Annotated in this window: 14 protein-coding genes; 2 read left to right on the top strand and 12 right to left on the bottom strand. The window is 68.4% G+C overall.

The features are described from left to right. Nucleotides 1-36 precede the first annotated feature (36 nt). Genes Tchl_RS11250 through hutI form a run of 8 tightly spaced genes read right to left on the bottom strand, consistent with a single transcriptional unit; the run spans nucleotide 37 to nucleotide 8,717 of the window. Nucleotides 37-834: an ABC transporter ATP-binding protein gene (locus Tchl_RS11250; protein ID WP_075148498.1), complete on the bottom strand. Its 798-nt coding sequence runs from the start codon at nucleotides 832-834 to the stop codon at nucleotides 37-39. Further along, nucleotides 828-1,637, bottom strand: coding sequence for an ABC transporter permease (locus Tchl_RS11255; RefSeq protein WP_232311567.1), 810 nt, complete (start codon nucleotides 1,635-1,637; stop codon nucleotides 828-830). Before Tchl_RS11255 ends, Tchl_RS11250 begins: the two co-directional genes overlap by 7 nt. A 5-nt stretch (nucleotides 1,638-1,642) precedes the next feature. Next, the gene (locus Tchl_RS11260; RefSeq protein WP_075148499.1) at nucleotides 1,643-2,689 is read right to left on the bottom strand and encodes an ABC transporter substrate-binding protein; all 1,047 of its coding nucleotides are present in this window, start codon (nucleotides 2,687-2,689) and stop codon (nucleotides 1,643-1,645) included. Nucleotides 2,690-2,748: 59 nt separating this feature from the next. Beyond that, nucleotides 2,749-3,402 (bottom strand): flavin reductase family protein, encoded by a 654-nt coding sequence (locus Tchl_RS11265; RefSeq protein ID WP_075148500.1) that lies wholly within the window; start codon nucleotides 3,400-3,402, stop codon nucleotides 2,749-2,751. Between the two features lie 20 nt (nucleotides 3,403-3,422). Then, complete coding sequence (gene hutU, locus Tchl_RS11270; protein WP_075148501.1) at nucleotides 3,423-5,084, bottom strand: urocanate hydratase; 1,662 nt, start codon at nucleotides 5,082-5,084, stop codon at nucleotides 3,423-3,425. Between the two features lie 59 nt (nucleotides 5,085-5,143). Continuing rightward, complete coding sequence (locus Tchl_RS11275) at nucleotides 5,144-6,472, bottom strand: YjiH family protein (RefSeq protein WP_075148502.1); 1,329 nt, start codon at nucleotides 6,470-6,472, stop codon at nucleotides 5,144-5,146. A 56-nt stretch (nucleotides 6,473-6,528) separates the two neighbouring features. Then, a complete protein-coding gene (gene hutG / locus Tchl_RS11280; protein ID WP_075148503.1) occupies nucleotides 6,529-7,476 on the bottom strand; it encodes a formimidoylglutamase in 948 nt (315 codons plus the stop codon). Continuing rightward, the gene (hutI, locus tag Tchl_RS11285; RefSeq protein WP_232311568.1) at nucleotides 7,473-8,717 is read right to left on the bottom strand and encodes an imidazolonepropionase; all 1,245 of its coding nucleotides are present in this window, start codon (nucleotides 8,715-8,717) and stop codon (nucleotides 7,473-7,475) included. Before hutI ends, hutG begins: the two co-directional genes overlap by 4 nt. 276 nt (nucleotides 8,718-8,993) lie before the next feature. On the opposite strand from hutI, the gene Tchl_RS11290 reads away from it, so the two are divergent. Next, the gene (locus Tchl_RS11290; RefSeq protein WP_075148505.1) at nucleotides 8,994-9,911 is read left to right on the top strand and encodes a LysR family transcriptional regulator; all 918 of its coding nucleotides are present in this window, start codon (nucleotides 8,994-8,996) and stop codon (nucleotides 9,909-9,911) included. 142 nt (nucleotides 9,912-10,053) lie between these two features. After that, nucleotides 10,054-11,364, top strand: coding sequence for a Glu/Leu/Phe/Val family dehydrogenase (locus Tchl_RS11295; protein WP_075148506.1), 1,311 nt, complete (start codon nucleotides 10,054-10,056; stop codon nucleotides 11,362-11,364). A gap of 198 nt (nucleotides 11,365-11,562) precedes the next feature. On the opposite strand, the gene Tchl_RS11300 is transcribed toward Tchl_RS11295, so the two are convergent. The 4 genes from Tchl_RS11300 to Tchl_RS11315 form a co-directional block, all read right to left on the bottom strand. After that, entirely contained in the window at nucleotides 11,563-12,666 is a 1,104-nt protein-coding gene (locus tag Tchl_RS11300; RefSeq protein WP_075148507.1) for a dihydrolipoamide acetyltransferase family protein, read from the bottom strand. Continuing rightward, nucleotides 12,663-13,646, bottom strand: a complete 984-nt coding sequence (locus tag Tchl_RS11305; protein WP_075148508.1) for an alpha-ketoacid dehydrogenase subunit beta — start codon at nucleotides 13,644-13,646, stop codon at nucleotides 12,663-12,665. Before Tchl_RS11305 ends, Tchl_RS11300 begins: the two co-directional genes overlap by 4 nt. Nucleotides 13,647-13,717: 71 nt before the next feature. Then, nucleotides 13,718-14,815 (bottom strand): pyruvate dehydrogenase (acetyl-transferring) E1 component subunit alpha, encoded by a 1,098-nt coding sequence (gene pdhA / locus Tchl_RS11310; RefSeq protein ID WP_075148509.1) that lies wholly within the window; start codon nucleotides 14,813-14,815, stop codon nucleotides 13,718-13,720. Between the two features lie 234 nt (nucleotides 14,816-15,049). Further along, nucleotides 15,050-15,820: a LamB/YcsF family protein gene (locus tag Tchl_RS11315; protein WP_075148510.1), complete on the bottom strand. Its 771-nt coding sequence runs from the start codon at nucleotides 15,818-15,820 to the stop codon at nucleotides 15,050-15,052. Nucleotides 15,821-15,824: the final 4 nt, after the last annotated feature.

The raw sequence follows: 15,824 nt of genomic DNA on the forward strand, positions 1-15,824 counted from the left end.
ACCGCGCTCCGGCCCGGGTCTCCGCAACCGGGCAACTCAGGCGGTGGCGGAGACCTGGATGTCGAGATCGCTCCAGATCACGTCGAAGTGCTCGTTGAACTTGGCGGAACGTCGCAGGGCGATCGGATCATCTCCCTCGACCCCGAGATCGATCGGGTAGATCGACTTTACGGTACTCGGTCGATGCGACAGGACGAGAACCCGGTCGGCCATCGCGATAGCTTCGCCGATGTCGTGCGTCACCAGGATGGCGGACTTGTTGCGGTCGCGGATGATCCGCTTGACGTCGCCCTGGAGCACAAGCCGCGTCTGGAAGTCGAGCGCAGAAAACGGTTCGTCGAGCAGGATCACCTTCGGATCGAGCGCCAGAGTCCGCATGAAGGCGACCCGTTGTCGCATGCCGCCCGAGAGCGAGCTCGGTTTGGCCGCCTCGAAACCCGCCAGTCCATAGCTTCTGATCAGCCCTGAAGCGCGCTCCTTGGCGATCGCTGGATCGGTCCCGCGGACCTCGAGACCGAGGGTCACGTTCTCCATGACGGTTCGCCAGGGCAGGAGCAGGTCCTTCTGCAACATGTAGCCGACGTGTCCCCGTGCGCCATCGACCACTTCGCCGTCCACATGGACCGCCCCGGCGGTCGGCGCGAGCAAGCCGGCGATGATGTTGAAGAGCGTGGACTTGCCGCAGCCGGACGGACCGATGATGGCGAGGATCTCTCCCGCGTGGAGCTCGAAGTTGATGCCTCGAAAGACGTTCACCTCTCGCTCGGTACCCTGGTTGAAGGTCATCGAGACATCCCGTGCCTCGAGGACCGCTTCCTTCTTGATCTTCACCATTTGAACCTCGCTTCGACCTTGACCAGCAGGAAGTCGAGAACCAGCGCCATGACCATCAGGCAGAAGATGCCCACGAAGACCGAGTTGAGGTCGTAGAGTGCGCCGGCGTTGTAGATGAAATAGCCGAGACCGACCTTGGCCGAGATGTACTCGCCGACCACCGCGCCAATCATCGCGAAGCCGATGTTGAGGCGCATGGTGGCGAGGATCCATGGGGTCGCTCCGGGGACGATGACCTTTCTCCAGATCGTCAGCCGACGTGCACCGAGCGAGCGCATGAGCTTGACCAAGTCGGGATCCACCTCCTGGGTGCCCTGATACACGGAGATGAGCGCGACGATGAAGGTGAGGCTCGCAGCGATCGCCACCTTGGCACCGATATCTACGCCGAACCACACGACCACCAGTGGCGCAAGCGCGATCTTGGGCACGCCATTGATGGCCACGATGATCGGCCGGAGGATACGCGCCACCGTGTCGGACAGCCAGAGTGCAAGTCCGGTGATGCTGCCGAGGGTGGTCCCCACGACGAAACCCAGGATCGCCTCGAAGGCCGTCGCGCCCGCGTGGGTGAACAACTCCCCGCTGGTGGTGAGCGCGACTAGCTTCTGCAGGATTCCGGAAGGCTGACCGTAGAGGTACACCGGGGCCACGCCGGTACGGACGAGGACTTCCCACAGGATGAGGATGCCGGCGATCAGCAGGGTCTGGTAGATCGGGATCCGTGCCTTCGATGCGGTGGCCTGCGAACCGGTGGCACGGCGCGCAGGCGTCGCCTCGATTTGGGTCACTGTGCTGGCCATCGCGCTCACCCCGCCACACCGAATGCTGCGGTCGCCTTCTGCGCGAACCGGTTATCGACCATCTCCTCGAAAGGCAACTGCTTGCGGATCGTGCCAGCGAGGAAGTCGTGCTCGACACTGGCATCCCATTCGGCCTTGTCGACGATTGGATTGAGCGGCACGTAGCCCGGGGTGGCGAGCAGGCGGGCGCATCCGGCCTCGATGACCTGGCGATCGAGGTTGGAGAACTCCGCTCCCATCGCGCTCACGTAGGCGGCGGAGTTCTCGCGGATGAGCTTCATCGAGGCCGCGAGGGCATTGCAGAAGCGCTGCACGAGATCGGGGTTGGCCTCCAGGTAATCCCGCTTGACCATCACCGAGGTCAGCAGGATCGGCCCCATCTGCTCGGCAAACCCGTACGCGACCTGCAGCCCCTGTTGGGCGGCGATGCTCGCATCCCACTCGAACACCACCCCTACGTCGGCGCGTTTGTCGCGCACCGCCCCCACGATCGAGCCCGGAGGGCCTTCGATGAACTCCACGCCGTCGGCCTTGGGATCCATGGTGGCGAACTTCCTCATGGCGAAAGTCGGTGAGGTGATGGTGTTTGAGGGGTAGCGCAGGCACGCAACCTTCTTGCCCTTAAAGTCGGTGAGTGAGGTGAAGGTAGTCCCCGGCGGCGTGATCACCCACATGCCGAGCGCACCGCACATTTTGGCGACGACGGTCATCTTGCCGCCTTCGAGGGTGGAGTTGACCGCCATGCCGGTGCCGGTCGCGGCGAACTGGCCGCGCCCGGACAACGCGATGGAGACCGGCTCGACCACCGTTCCGCCCACGTTGATGGTGACCTCCAGGCCTTGCTGCGTGAACAGACCATTGCGCGCGGCGACGTAGATGGGGCCGTAGTTGGCGAGCTTGAGGCCGGTTGTCAGGGTGACGGGAATCGCGGCCTGGCCGTAGGCGTCGCGGATGGTGAGCGATGCCAGTCCGGGTGCGGTGCCGAATGCGCCGAGCATCCCGAGCGCCTTGAGCGCGCTGCGTCGACCGGGCCTGTGGTTTTCGTCTTTCATGTTTGAGTCTCCTCCTGTGCTGCGTAGTGTGGGCGTATGAGTCGATGCGCTCTAGCTTGTTACGGCCGGCCTTCCAGCCCGGCAGCCTCTTCGGCGGACGCCATCGGGATCCGCATCTCGAAGGTCTCGTCGACCACGGTGTAGTCGTAGTAGCCGAGACGAGCGATCGGCCGCGCCTTCTTGATGTCGAGCTTGCCGAACGCGTCGATGTATTCGTCCTTGATGTGGATCTTGACGACCTCGGCGAAGACGACGTCCACGGTGCCGACGTTCGAATTGCCCTTCAGCCGGTGGGTGGAGAGGTAGCGGCATTCGAAGTGGCAGGGGCTGTCGGCGACCATGGGCACGTCCGAGAGGTCCGCCTTGACCGTCCGCAGCCCGGCGAGCTTGATCTCGCTTTCTCCGTAGGGGACGGCCATGGCGCTGGTGTTCATCGCCTCGCGCAGATCCCAGGTGACCATGTTCCAGACGAACCAGCCGGTCTTTTCGGCGTTGATCACCGTGTCCTTGCGCCGACCATCCGGGTACTGGTTAGCTGCGAACATCACCATGGGCGGATCGAAGGTGAGGTTCTGCCACTGGCTGTAGGGCGCCAGGTTCTCGACACCGTCCGGGCTGATCGACGATAGCCAGCCGATCGGGCGCGGCACCGTGCACGCCTTGAAGGGAGAGAATGGCAAGGGGCACTTCTCGCTACCGGGCATGTATTTCATGATGGGTCCTTTGTTTTCGCTTACTTGATCATCGGCAGGTCGAGGCCGTTTTCACGGGCGCTATCGATCGCGATCGGGTAGCCGGCATCGGCGTGGCGCATCACCCCGGTACCCGGGTCATTGCGCAGCACGCGGCCGAGGCGGGTGTGGGCTTCGGGCGTGCCGTCGGCGACGATGACGACGCCGGAGTGCTGCGAGAAGCCCATGCCGACGCCGCCGCCGTGGTGCAGCGACACCCAGGTGGCGCCGCCCGCGGTGTTGAGCAGGGCGTTGAGCAGCGGCCAGTCGGAGACCGTGTCCGAGCCGTCCAGCATCGACTCGGTCTCGCGGTTGGGGCTGGCGACCGAACCGGAGTCGAGGTGGTCGCGGCCGATGACGATCGGGGCCTTCAGCTCGCCCTTCGCGACCATCTCGTTGAAGGCCTGGCCGAGGCGGGCGCGGTCCTTGAGGCCGACCCAGCAGATGCGCGCCGGCAGGCCCTGGAAGGCGATGCGCTCGCGCGCCATGTCGAGCCAGTTGTGCAGGTGCGGGTTGTCGGGGATCAGCTCCTTCACCTTGGCGTCGGTCTTGTAGATGTCCTCGGGGTCGCCCGACAGCGCCGCCCAGCGGAAGGGGCCGATACCCTGGCAGAACAGCGGACGGATGTAGGCGGGGACGAAGCCGGGGAAGTCGAAGGCGTTGTCGACGCCCTCTTCCTGCGCCATCTGGCGGATGTTGTTGCCGTAGTCGAAGGTGGGCACGCCCATTTTCTGGAAGTCGAGCATCGCGCGCACGTGCACCGCCATCGACTGCTTGGCGGCCTTGACCACCGCCTCGGGCTCCGTCTTGCCGCGGGCGACGTAGTCGTCCCAGCTCCAGCCGATGGGCAGGTAGCCGTGCAGCGGATCGTGAGCGCTGGTCTGGTCGGTGACCATGTCCGGGCGCACGCCTCGGCGGACCAGTTCGGGCAGCACCTCGGCGGCGTTGCCGAAGAGACCGATCGACACCGCCTTGCCCTCCGCGGTGTAGCGCGCGATGCGGGTGAGTGCGTCGTCGAGGTCCTTGGCCTGCTCGTCCAGGTAGCGGGTGCGCAAGCGGAAATCGAGGCGCGACTGCTGGCACTCGATGTTCAGTGAGCACGCACCGGCGAGCGTGGCCGCCAGCGGCTGCGCGCCACCCATGCCGCCGAGGCCGGCGGTGAGCACCCAGCGCCCCTTCAGGCTGCCGCCGTAGTGCTGGCGACCGGCCTCGACGAAGGTCTCGTAGGTGCCCTGCACGATGCCCTGCGAGCCGATGTAGATCCACGAGCCGGCGGTCATCTGGCCGTACATCATCAGGCCTTTGCGGTCGAGCTCGTTGAAGTGCTCCCAGTTGGCCCAGGCCGGCACCAGGTTGGAGTTGGCGATGAGCACGCGCGGGGCGTCGCGGTGGGTCTCGAACACGCCGACCGGCTTGCCCGACTGCACCAGCAGGGTCTGGTTGTCCTCGAGGCGGCGCAGCACCTCGACGATCTTGTCGAAGCACTCCCAGTTGCGCGCGGCGCGGCCGATGCCGCCATAGACCACGAGCTCCTTGGGGTTCTCGGCCACGTCGGGGTCGAGGTTGTTCATCAGCATGCGCAGCGCGGCTTCGGTGAGCCAGCTTTTGGCGGTGCGCTCGGTGCCGCGCGGGGCGCGGATTTCGATGTCGCGGAACTTGGTCATTGGAGTCTCCGTGGGTGGGATGTTGGGATGGAAGGCGGGGCTGGGGGTTTGCGCGGCGGTCATAGCCAGCCGAGCTTGTGGGCGAACTGCGCGAACGGGATGGTGAACACCAGGCTCAGGAAGGTGCGTTGCAGCCAGACCAGCAGCAGGTCACGCATGCGTAGCGGGATGCGCGTGGCGATCACGCAGGGGATCGAGGCCGACAGGAAGAGCACGCTGCTGACCGAGACCACGGCGACGGTGAAGCGCACGACCACGTCGGCCTCCTTCATCAGCATTGCGGGCAGGAACATCTCGGCGAGGCCCGAGGCCACCGCACGCGCCACCGCCATCGGCTCGTCGAGGCCGAAGGCCCAGGTCACCGGGTAGAGCAGCACGCCGAGGATGTCGAACACCGGGGTGTATTTGGCGGCGAGCAGGCCGAGCAGGCCCACGGCGAGGATGCTGGGCAGGATCGCGGCGGTCATGCGCAGGCCGTCGGTGAAGGTCTCGCGCAGCGAGGCCCATAGCGGCGGCGCGCTGCGCGCATGTTCCAGGCCGGCGTCCCAGGCGGCCTGCACGCGGCTGCGGCCGGTGGGTAATGCCGGATCGGCGCTGCCTTCGCTGGGTAGGCGCGAGATCGGGTAGATGCGCGCGCTTACCGCGGTGACCGCGAAGGTGATCGCCATGCAACCCCAGAAGTACAGGTTCCACGCCGGCATCAGGTCCAGCGTCTTGGCGACGATGACCATGAAGGGCGCCGACACGGTCGAGAAGCCGGTGGCGATGATCGCGGCCTCGCGCAGGGTGTAGTGGCCTTGGGCGTACATGCGGGCCGTGATCAGCAGGCCCACCGAGTAGCTGCCGACGAAGGAGGCCACGGCGTCGATTGCCGACTTGCCCGGCGTACGCCAGATCGGCCGCATCACCGGCTGCGTCAGCACCCCGGTGAGCTCGAGCAGGCCGAAGCCGATCAGGAACACCAGCGCAAGCGCGCCCAGCGGCACGATTAGCGCCAGGGTCAGCACCAGCTTGTCGAACAGGAAGGGCAGCATGCCCGGCGCGTACACCGCCTCGGGGCCGACACGGAACAGGAAGGCAACGCCGATCGCCAGGCCGAGCACCTTCAGCACCGAGAAGGCGAGCGCGACCGCGTTCTCGCGCCAGGTGCCGTGGATCCACGGCTGGAGGGCGCCATAGGCCATCAGCAGCATTGCGATCCCGATTACCAGGGGGCGCGCTTCCTTGAGCAAGAAGCTGGCCGCATGGTCGAGGACGATGGTGGACTTGCCGCCGATCTCGAAGGGCACGAAAAAGATCAGCAGGCCAACCAGGCTGTAGCCAAGCAGGCGCACCAGCGCCAGGTTCCGGGCAGGCGTAGGCACGGCCGCAGTGGGTTGTTCGGTCATCGGGGTCTCCTCCGGTGGATGGGTTTCGTTTGAGCTTGAGGGCGACGGCGTCGTGTTCAGCCGTTGAGGGTGAGCAGGTGGACCAGGCGCCCGGCGACACGGGCGGTGCGATGGTCGATGTCGTGTTCGGGGTTGAGTTCGGCGAGGTCGGCGACGCGCAGCTTGCCGCTGTCGCGCAGGTGTTCGACCAGCGCCTCGAGCAGCACCAGTGGCACGCCGCGTGCGGCCGGTGCGCTGACGCCGGGTGCCTCGCTGGCGGGCAGTACGTCGAGGTCGATCGTCAGGTAGAGGTGGTCACAATCGGCGATGAAGGTGTCGAGCGCGGCGCGCACCTCCGGCAGTGTGACCGGGGTGATCTCGCGGTCCTCGCGCACCAGCACGTCGAGCTCGGCGGCGCGGCGGAACAGCGCGCGGGTGTTGGAGGTCCGGCTCACGCCCAGGCAGGCGTAGCGGAAGGGCCAGCCGCGCGCCGCGGCGGCCTCGGCGATCTGCGCGAAGGGGGTGCCCGAAGAATGTGCATGGGCCGGGTCGCGCAGGTCGAAATGGGCGTCCAGATTGACGATGCCGATGCGCGGCGTGCGCTCACCGTTGTGCTTGAGATGGGCGGCGAGCCCCTGCCAGGTGCCGAAAGCGACCTCGTGGCCACCGCCTAGCACGAGCGGGAAATGCCCGCCGGCGAGGATCTCGGCGAGGTTCTGCGCCAGCCGCACCTGCGCGCCTTCGAGATCGCCGTCGGTGCACACCACGTCGCCGGCATCGTAAGCGGGACCGCTGCGGTGCCAGGCCAGCCCGGCGAGCGCCTTGCGGATCGCTGCCGGGGCGGCAGCCGCGCCCGGGCGGCCCTGGTTGCGGCGCACCCCCTCGTCGCAGGCGAAGCCGAGCAGCACCGCGCCCGGTGCGGCGGCGGTGGAGAATGGGACGATCACCTGATGCCAGCGCGGGCTGTCGGGTTCAGGGTCGATCCGGCCCATCCAGGCGTCCATCGTATTGCGGTCGGTATTCATCGTGCCTCCGGCGTGCGGCAATGGGTGATGCGGCCGCCGAACACGCGCTGGCGCAGACGACCCGGCTGCACGGCGTAGGCGAGTTCGGCACTGTGAGCGACGTCCCATACGCACAGATCAGCGCGCTGGCCGACCGCGATGCGGCCGATTTCGGCCAGGCCGAGCGCGCGTGCGCCGTGCGCGGTCATGCCGGCGAGCGCTTCGCGCGGAGTCAGGCGGAACAGGGTGCAGGCAAGGTTGAGCATCAGCGTCGGCATGAACAGCGGCGAACTGCCCGGGTTGGCGTCGGTGGCGAGCGCGATCGGTACGCCATGGCAGCGCAGCAGTTCGACCGGCGGCAGTTGCGTCTCGCGCAGGGTCAGGAAGGCGCCGGGCAACAACACGCCCACCGTGCCGGCGGCGGCCATCGCCTGCACGCCAGCTTCGTCGAGGTATTCGAGGTGGTCGGCCGACAGTGCGCCGTAGCGTGCGGCGAGCGCCGCGCCGCCCAGATTGGACAACTGTTCGGCGTGAACCTTGATCGCCAGGCCGTGGTGGTGTGCAGCCTGGAACACGCGCTCGCACTGCGCGGGGCTGAAGGCAATGCCCTCGCAAAACACATCGACCGCATCGGCCAGCCCTTCGGCCGCGGCCGTCGGGATCATCCGCTCGCACACCTGGTCGATGTAGCCGTCGGCGTCACTGGTGAATTCGGGCGGCAGGGCATGGGCACCGAGCAGGGTGGTCGTCACGCGCACCGGCAGCCCGCCTTCTTCCGGCTGGCCGAGGCGGCGCGCGACGCGCAGCATCTTCAGTTCGCCGGCCACGTCGAGGGCGTAGCCCGATTTGATTTCGACCGTGGTGACGCCATCGTCCACCAGTGCCTGCAGGCGGGGCAGGGCGGCCTCGAACAGAGCGTGTGCGCTCGCTGCGCGGGTGGCGCGCACGGTGCTCAGGATGCCGCCCCCGGCGCGCGCAATTTCGGCATAGCTGACGCCTTCGAGGCGTCTCTCGAACTCGCCGGCACGGCTGCCGCCGAACACCAGATGGGTGTGGCAGTCGACCAGGCCGGGCGTGACTAGACCGCCTCGCCCCGCCTCCCTGCAGCCTTCGGCCTGCGCCGGGTCGAAGCCGGCCTCGGGCCACAAGCCCGTGATCCGCGCCCCATCGATGCGCACCACCATCGGCTGCGGCAGCGTCTGCAGGCCGTCGAACACGGTTGCTTCCCGCCACAGCATTGATTGGCCGTTTTGTGTACTCACTTATCTGCTCATTAGTCCGGTATTTGTCTATACAATAGAGAAGCATCGAGAGCAGGTCAACACGCTTTGAAAGAAATTTTCCTGCCCGCCCCAGCGCTCTGTATAGGTACCGCAGCGGACTCGCCCTCAGTCGATATACCCGCTGGATCCACGACCCGTGGAAGCAGCGCTGGCCGCGTGCCTTTTCGTCTTCTTCCGCCACAGCAGCCCCAGGAGATCGCACATGGCATTTTGTGTATACAAAATCTCTACCCCCCTCACTCACAGGCCTCGCCGATGGAACTGAAATGGTTGGAAGATTTCCTGAGCCTCGCTGACAGTGGCAGCTTTTCGCGCTCGGCCGAGCAGCGCCATGTGTCGCAGCCGGCCTTCTCGCGCCGGATCCGTGCCCTCGAGGCTTGGCTCGGGGTGGTGCTCGTTGACCGCAGCACCTTCCCGACCCGCTTGACCGAGGCGGGCGAGGCCTTCAAGGGGCCGGCAGCCGACCTCATCAACCGCCTCCATGGGGCGCGTGCGCTGGTACGCGGCCACCAGGCCGCCGCCGGGGATGCGCTGGTGTTCGCAGTGCCGCATACCCTCGCGTTCGCCTTCTTTCCGGCCTGGCTCGGCCGTCTCAAGACCGGCTTCGGCGAACTGCCGGTGCGGCTGGTCGCCGGCAACGTTCATGACGTGGTGACCATGCTGGTGGAAGGTGGCTGCGATCTGCTGCTGTGCTACCACCACCCGGCGCAGCCAGTGTGGCTCGATCCGGGGCGTTTCGAGGGTCTGCGCCTGCCGCTCGAGCAGGTCCGCCCCTACCTGCCGCGGCGGCTCGTCGGGGCCGCCGACTGGCAGTTGCCGGGCCGCCCAGAGGAGCCGATCCCGTTCCTGCGCTACGGTTCCAATACCTATCTGCGGCGCATGGTCGACACCATCCTCGACCGCGCCGTCCGCCCCGCCCACCTCGCCATGCAGTACGAATCGGACATGGCCGAGAGCCTCAAGGCGATGCTGCTCGCCGGCCACGGATTGGCTTTCCTGCCGGTGAGCGCTGTCGCTCGCGAAGTGGAGCGTGGCGAGGTGGTGGTCGCCGGTGGGCCGGAATGGAGCCTGGAGATGGAAGTGCGGCTCTACCGTGACCGCGCCAACAGCCGGCCCGGATTGCTCCGGTTGTGGCAGTACCTGGCCGCGCAAACGGCACACCCCCCGGGCTGAGCAAGGCTGCGTAGGAGAAGCTCGCGCCTGGTGCCGCTCCCCCTATGCGCAATACGCATGGCCCGATGTAGCAACGGCATGTGCTTACGCCTTGCCGATCCACACAATGCACGCACCTTCCACCCCAGCCAGAGGCACACAGATGAGTGCGACACGACAAGACAAGACGAGCCCGGACCGGCTCGCCGGCCTTTCCTACCTCAATCCGGCCGCGCCCGAGCCGTGGGCGAGCTTCGTCGAGCAGATCGAGCGTGTGCGTCCCTACCTGGGTTCGCTCGAACGCTGGATCGAAACCCTGAAGCATCCCAAGCGCACCCTGATCGTAGATGTGCCGATCGAGCGCGACGACGGCACTGTCGCCCACTACGAGGGCTACCGGGTGCAGCACAGTCTGTCGCGCGGGCCGGGTAAGGGCGGCGTGCGTTTCCACCCCGACGTCACCCTCAACGAGGTCATGGCGCTCGCCGGCTGGATGACGATCAAGAATGCCGCGGTCGGTCTGCCCTTCGGCGGCGCCAAGGGCGGCATCCGGGTCGATCCAGCGAGCGTCAGCAAGGGCGAGCTGCAGCGCATCACCCGCCGCTACACCTCGGAGATCGGCATCGTCATCGGCCCCGATAAGGACATCCCGGCACCCGACGTTGGCACCAACGCAATGACGATGGCGGTGATGATGGACACCTTCTCGATGAACCGCGGCGGCACCGCCACCGGCGTCGTCACCGGAAAGCCGATCGCGCTCGGCGGCAGCCTCGGCCGCCAGGAGGCGACCGGCCGCGGCGTCTTCATCGCCGCGCGCGAAGCCGCCCGCCACCTGAAGCTGCCGATCGAGGGCGCGCGCGTGGTCGTGCAGGGCTTCGGCAACGTCGGCGGCATCGGTGCGCAGCTGTTCCACGAGGCCGGTGCGCGCGTGATCGCGATCGCTGACCACAGCGCCACCCTGGTCAACGAAGCCGGCATCGACATCCCCGCCGCGCTCGAACACGCCGCCGCGTACGGCGAGCTGGCCGGCTTCGGCGGTGCCGCGTCGCTCGACCTCGAGGCGTTCTGGCGCCTGGAATGCGAGTTCCTCGTCCCCGCCGCACTCGAAAGCCAGCTCACCGCCGAGCGCGCCGCCGGAGTGCATGCCTGCATCATCGTCGAAGGCGCCAACGGCCCGACCACCCCGGCGGCAGACGACGTGCTGCGCGAGCGCGGCATCCTGGTGGTGCCCGACGTGCTCGCTAATGCCGGCGGCGTCACCGTGTCCTATTTTGAGTGGGTGCAGGATTTCTCCAGCTTCTTCTGGACCGAGGACGAGATCAACGACCGCCTTGAGCGCATCATGGTCGGCGCCTTCGGTGCGATCTGGAAGGTGGCGCAGGAAAAGCAGGTGTCGCTGCGCACCGCCGCCTTCATCATTGCCTGTCACCGCGCGCTGGAGGCGCGCGCCGAGCGCGGGCTGTATCCCTGAATCACCGTCCCGGGACGTCCTGCCATTCCCGCCACGCGGACGTGCTCGATCGCGGGCAGTAGCCTGTCATGGGCCACCCGCGAATCGTTTTCGACCGCGACCGCGGCCGGCATTGTCCGGAGGCCGAATGCTGCGACGGGTGCAGTGGCTTCCGTGGGAAAGGCCATCGCCCTGATCAGCCGCCGTGCGCCGGATCCTTTAAGTCGGCTGCTGCAGATCGGCGATCACCGCGGCGAGGAAGCGGCCAGCTTCGCCGCCGGTGACCACGCGGTGGTCGAAGGTCAGGCTCAGCGGCAGCACCCGATGCACCACCGCGACCCCCTCGACCGCCACGACCTGGTCGTGGGCACGGCCGGCGCCGAGGATGGCGACGGTGGGCGGGACGACGACGGGGGCGGCGTACTTGCCCGCGATCATGCCGAAGTTCGACAGCGTGATCGTGCTGCCGCGCAGTTCCTCGGCGGGAATCTTGCGTGCGAGGACGTCGGCGCGCATGCGGTCGAGGCCGCGGCGCAGGTCGGCGGCGTCGCGCTGGGCGACGTCGCGCAGCACCGGCACGAACAGGCCCTCGGCGAGGTCCACGGCGATGCCGACGTCGACCCGCTCGAGCCGGCGCAGGCCCATCGAGTGGCCGTCGTACCAGGCGTTGAGCGCGGGCTCGGCGCGGCAGCCGGCGACCAGCGCACGCACCAGGCGGATGGTGATGTCGCTGCCGGGGGCCCAGGCGTGGATGTCGGCGTCGTCGATCACGGTGGCGGCGGCGACTTCGGCCTGGGCCAGCGCCATGTTCTGCGCCATCGCCCGGCGCACGCCGCGCAGCGGCTCGGCGGGGCCGGCGGCGGCGAGCTCCTTCGCCGCGCGCTGGACGTCGCTGCGGGTGATGATGCCGTCCGCGCCTGAAGGCGCGACCATCGCCAGCTCGATGCCGAGCTGACGTGCCAGTGCGCGCACCGCCGGAGTGGCGCGGACCGCCGACGGGCCGGTGCCGATCGCGGCCGGGGCTTCGGCATGGACTTCCTCGCCGACCTGCACCTCGCCCACCACGGTGCCGCTGTCGGCGTCTTCGTCCGTGCCCTCGAAGCCGGCCAGCGGGGCGCCGACATGGACGAGCCGGCCGGCTTCGCAGTACAGCTTGACGACGCGGCCGGAATGCGGAGAGGGAATCTCGACGATCGCCTTCGCCGTCTCCACCGACACCAGCGGCTGGTCGGCGGCGATGTCGTCGCCGGCCTTGACGTGCCATTCGACGATTTCAGCCTCCTGCAGGCCTTCGCCCAGGTCGGGCAGCTTGAAGATCTTCATGATGCCTCCTCCAGGGTGCGCCGCGCCGCGGCGACGATGCGCGCCACGCTCGGCAGGTACTGCTGCTCGAGCCGCGCGAGCGGGATCACGGTGTCGTAGCCGGTGACGCGCTGCACCGGGGCGAGCAGGGAATACAGGCCTTCCTCGGCGAGGCCGGCGGCGATCTCGGCGCCGAGCCCGGCGGTGCGCGCGGCTTCATGGACGATCACGCAGCGCCCGGTGCGCGCCACCGACTCGAGGATGGTCGCCATGTCGAGCGGCTTGAGGGTGGCGAGGTCGATGACTTCGGCCATCACCCCCTCGGCGGCGAGGGCGTCGGCGGCGGCCTCGGTCTCGTGGATCATCGCCCCCCAGCTCACCAGGGTGAGATCGGTGCCGCCGCGCAGGGTGAAGCACACGTCCAGCGGCAGGGCCTCGCCGTCGTCGGCGACGTCCTGGCGGAACAGGCGGTAGAGCCGTGTCGGCTCGAGAAAGATCACCGGATCGGGGTCGCGGATCGCGGCCAGCAGCAGGCCGTAGGCGCGTGCCGGCGAGGACGGCATCACCACGCGCAGGCCGGGGACGTGGGCGAGCATCGCCTCGGGGCTTTCGGAGTGGTGCTCGGGGGCGTGGATGCCGGCGCCGCAGGGGGTGCGCAGCACCAGCGGGCAGGACAGCCGCCCGCGGCTGCGGTTGCGCAGGCGCGAGGCGTGGTTGATCAGGTGATCCAGCGCCGGGTAGAGGAAGCCGGAAAACTGGATCTCGGCCACCGGCTTCAGCCCCATCGCTGCCATCCCCACGGCGGTGCCGGCGATCGCCGTTTCGGCGAGCGGGGTGTCGATCACCCGCTCCGCGCCGAAGCGCTGCTGCAGGCCGAGGGTGGCGCGGAACACGCCGCCGTTGGCGCCGATGTCCTCGCCCAGCAACACCACCGCGGGGTCGTGCTCGAGCGCGTGGGCGAGCGCCTGGTTGACTGCTTCCACAAGGTTGAGCTCAGCCATGTTCCCCTCCGAGCGTGTCGATGAGTCCGTTGTGCGGGTGAGGCCGGGGCCGCATGCCGGCCGCGCTGCGCTCAAGACGATTGGTCGTGGTCCCCGCCGTTGTGCGGCGCAAAGCGCAGCGCGCTGGCGCGTTGTCCCTGCAAGGCGACGGGCAAGGTGGCGTAAAGATAGTCGAACATCGCCGCGGTGTCCGGGGCCGGGGTGGCGAGATAGGCTTCGACCGCGGCGTTGACCGTCTCGGCGCATTCGTGGGCGAGAGCTTCTTCCTGCGCCTTGCTCCACGCGCCCAGGTGCAGCAGGTGCTTGCGCAGGCGGGCGACCGGCTCGAGCGCCCATTGTTCCTGCACCAGCGCGGGGTCGCGGTAGCGCGAGGCGTCGTCGGCGGTGGTGTGGTCGCCGAGGCGGTAGGTCAGGGCTTCGATCAGGGTCGGCCCGCCGCCGCTGCGCGCGCGCTCGATCGCCTCGCGGGCGATGTGGTGCACGGCGACGACGTCGTTGCCATCGACCTGGATGCCGTCGATGCCGGCGGCGATCGCCTTCTGCGCCAGCGTCGCGGTGGCGCTCTGCGCGCTGCGCGGCAGCGAGATCGCCCACTGGTTGTTGCTCACCACCAGCACCATCGGCGCCTTCCACACCGCGGCGAAGTTCATGCCTTCGTAGAAATCGCCCTTGGAGGTCGCGCCGTCGCCCATGAAGCACACCGCCACGCGTGCTTCGCCGCGCAGCTTGAAGGCATAGGCGGCGCCGGCGGCGTGGCACACCTGGGTGGCGATCGGCACGCAGTTGGGGAAGTCGCTGCGCGGCCCGGAGAAGTCGCAGCCGCGCTCGTCGCCGCCCCAGTAGCGCAGGCTTTCCTCGATCTTCACGCCGCGTACGAGCTGGGCCGCATGCTCGCGGTAGGACGGCAGCAGCACGTCCTCGGCGCGCATCGCCGCGGCGACACCGACGCCGACCGCCTCCTGGCCGAGCGCCGAGGCGAAGGTGCCGAGCTTGCCGGTGCGCTGCAGGGCGATCGCCTTGGCGTCGAAAGTGCGCGTCAGGTACATCGCGCGGTAGAGGGGAACGAGGGCGGCCGGGTCGCGTGCGAACGCGGGCAGCGGCGCGAGGGCTTCGCCTTCGGCGTCGATCAGGCGGACGTGTTCGATGTGGAAACGCGCGACGGTGCTCATGGCAATCTCCCTTTCCGGCCGAGGCTGGTGTGCAGGGGCGCGGAGTGATGCGGTTTCGGTCGCGGCCCGCCGTGCACGCCGCACAGCGACCTGCGGCGGGGGCATCGGGCGGTTCTCGTCATTTGTCTGTGCCGCCGTTTGCATATTTGGAACGTCCTGCCGCGGCGATGTTCCCGGTTCGGTGCACGCCGGACCGATAAAAGCGGGCTTGCGCCGTGCGCCGGGGCGGATGGCTCAGGGGAGCTGCGGCAGGGGAACGATCGACCAGCCGCGGGCTTCGAGCTCGGTGCGCAGGTGGCGTGCGCTGTCCACCGCGCCGCGGGTGTCGCCGTGCACGCAGATGCTGTCCATCGCCGTGCGCAGGATCTTGCCGCTCTGGCTGACCACCCCGCCGGCGTCGAGCATGCGCAGCACGTGGGTGACGAGCGCGTCGTGGTCGTGGATCACCGCGCCGGGCGCGCCGCGCGGGACCAGCGTGCCTTTGTCGGTGTAGGCGCGGTCGGCGAAGATCTCGCCGGCCACCTTCAGCCCGGCGCGTTCGCCGGCGAAGTAGAGCTCGGACAGCACCGGGGCGAGCAGGATCAGTCCGGGGTCGATCGCTTTCACCGCGCGCGCCACGGCGTCGGCCAGCACGGCGTCCTCGCAGGCCTGGTTGTTGAGCGCGCCGTGCGGCTTGACGTGGGTGACGCGGCCGCCTTCGGCCGCAGCGATGCCGGCGAGCGCGCCGACCTGGTAGATGATCATCGCTTCGAGTTCGGCCGGGGCGATCTTCATCGGCCGGCGGCCGAAGCCCTGCAGGTCGGGGTAGGCGGGGTGGGCGCCGAGGCTTGCCCCGGCGGCGCGCGCGCTGCGCACGGTGTGGCGCATCACCACCGGGTCGCCGGCGTGGAAGCCGCAGGCGATGTTGGCCGAGCGCACCACCTGCAGCAAGGCTGCGTCCTCGCCCATGGTCCAGGCGCCGAAGGATTCGCCGAGATCGGCGTTGAGGTTGATGGTCTGGTTCATCGGC

Source organism: Thauera chlorobenzoica, from assembly GCF_001922305.1.
In the GTDB taxonomy this organism is placed as follows: domain Bacteria; phylum Pseudomonadota; class Gammaproteobacteria; order Burkholderiales; family Rhodocyclaceae; genus Thauera; species Thauera chlorobenzoica.

Coding starts and splice junctions, on each gene's coding strand:
- hutU (WP_075148501.1), bottom strand. CDS start 5,084: ATGACCAAGTTCCGCGACATCGAAATCCGCGCCCCGCGCGGCACCGAG.
- Tchl_RS11260 (WP_075148499.1), bottom strand. CDS start 2,689: ATGAAAGACGAAAACCACAGGCCCGGTCGACGCAGCGCGCTCAAGGCG.
- Tchl_RS11290 (WP_075148505.1), top strand. CDS start 8,994: ATGGAACTGAAATGGTTGGAAGATTTCCTGAGCCTCGCTGACAGTGGC.
- Tchl_RS11305 (WP_075148508.1), bottom strand. CDS start 13,646: ATGGCTGAGCTCAACCTTGTGGAAGCAGTCAACCAGGCGCTCGCCCAC.
- hutG (WP_075148503.1), bottom strand. CDS start 7,476: ATGAATACCGACCGCAATACGATGGACGCCTGGATGGGCCGGATCGAC.
- Tchl_RS11250 (WP_075148498.1), bottom strand. CDS start 834: ATGGTGAAGATCAAGAAGGAAGCGGTCCTCGAGGCACGGGATGTCTCG.
- pdhA (WP_075148509.1), bottom strand. CDS start 14,815: ATGAGCACCGTCGCGCGTTTCCACATCGAACACGTCCGCCTGATCGAC.
- Tchl_RS11300 (WP_075148507.1), bottom strand. CDS start 12,666: ATGAAGATCTTCAAGCTGCCCGACCTGGGCGAAGGCCTGCAGGAGGCT.
- Tchl_RS11255 (WP_232311567.1), bottom strand. CDS start 1,637: ATGGCCAGCACAGTGACCCAAATCGAGGCGACGCCTGCGCGCCGTGCC.
- Tchl_RS11265 (WP_075148500.1), bottom strand. CDS start 3,402: ATGAAATACATGCCCGGTAGCGAGAAGTGCCCCTTGCCATTCTCTCCC.
- Tchl_RS11275 (WP_075148502.1), bottom strand. CDS start 6,472: ATGACCGAACAACCCACTGCGGCCGTGCCTACGCCTGCCCGGAACCTG.
- Tchl_RS11295 (WP_075148506.1), top strand. CDS start 10,054: ATGAGTGCGACACGACAAGACAAGACGAGCCCGGACCGGCTCGCCGGC.
- Tchl_RS11315 (WP_075148510.1), bottom strand. CDS start 15,820: ATGAACCAGACCATCAACCTCAACGCCGATCTCGGCGAATCCTTCGGC.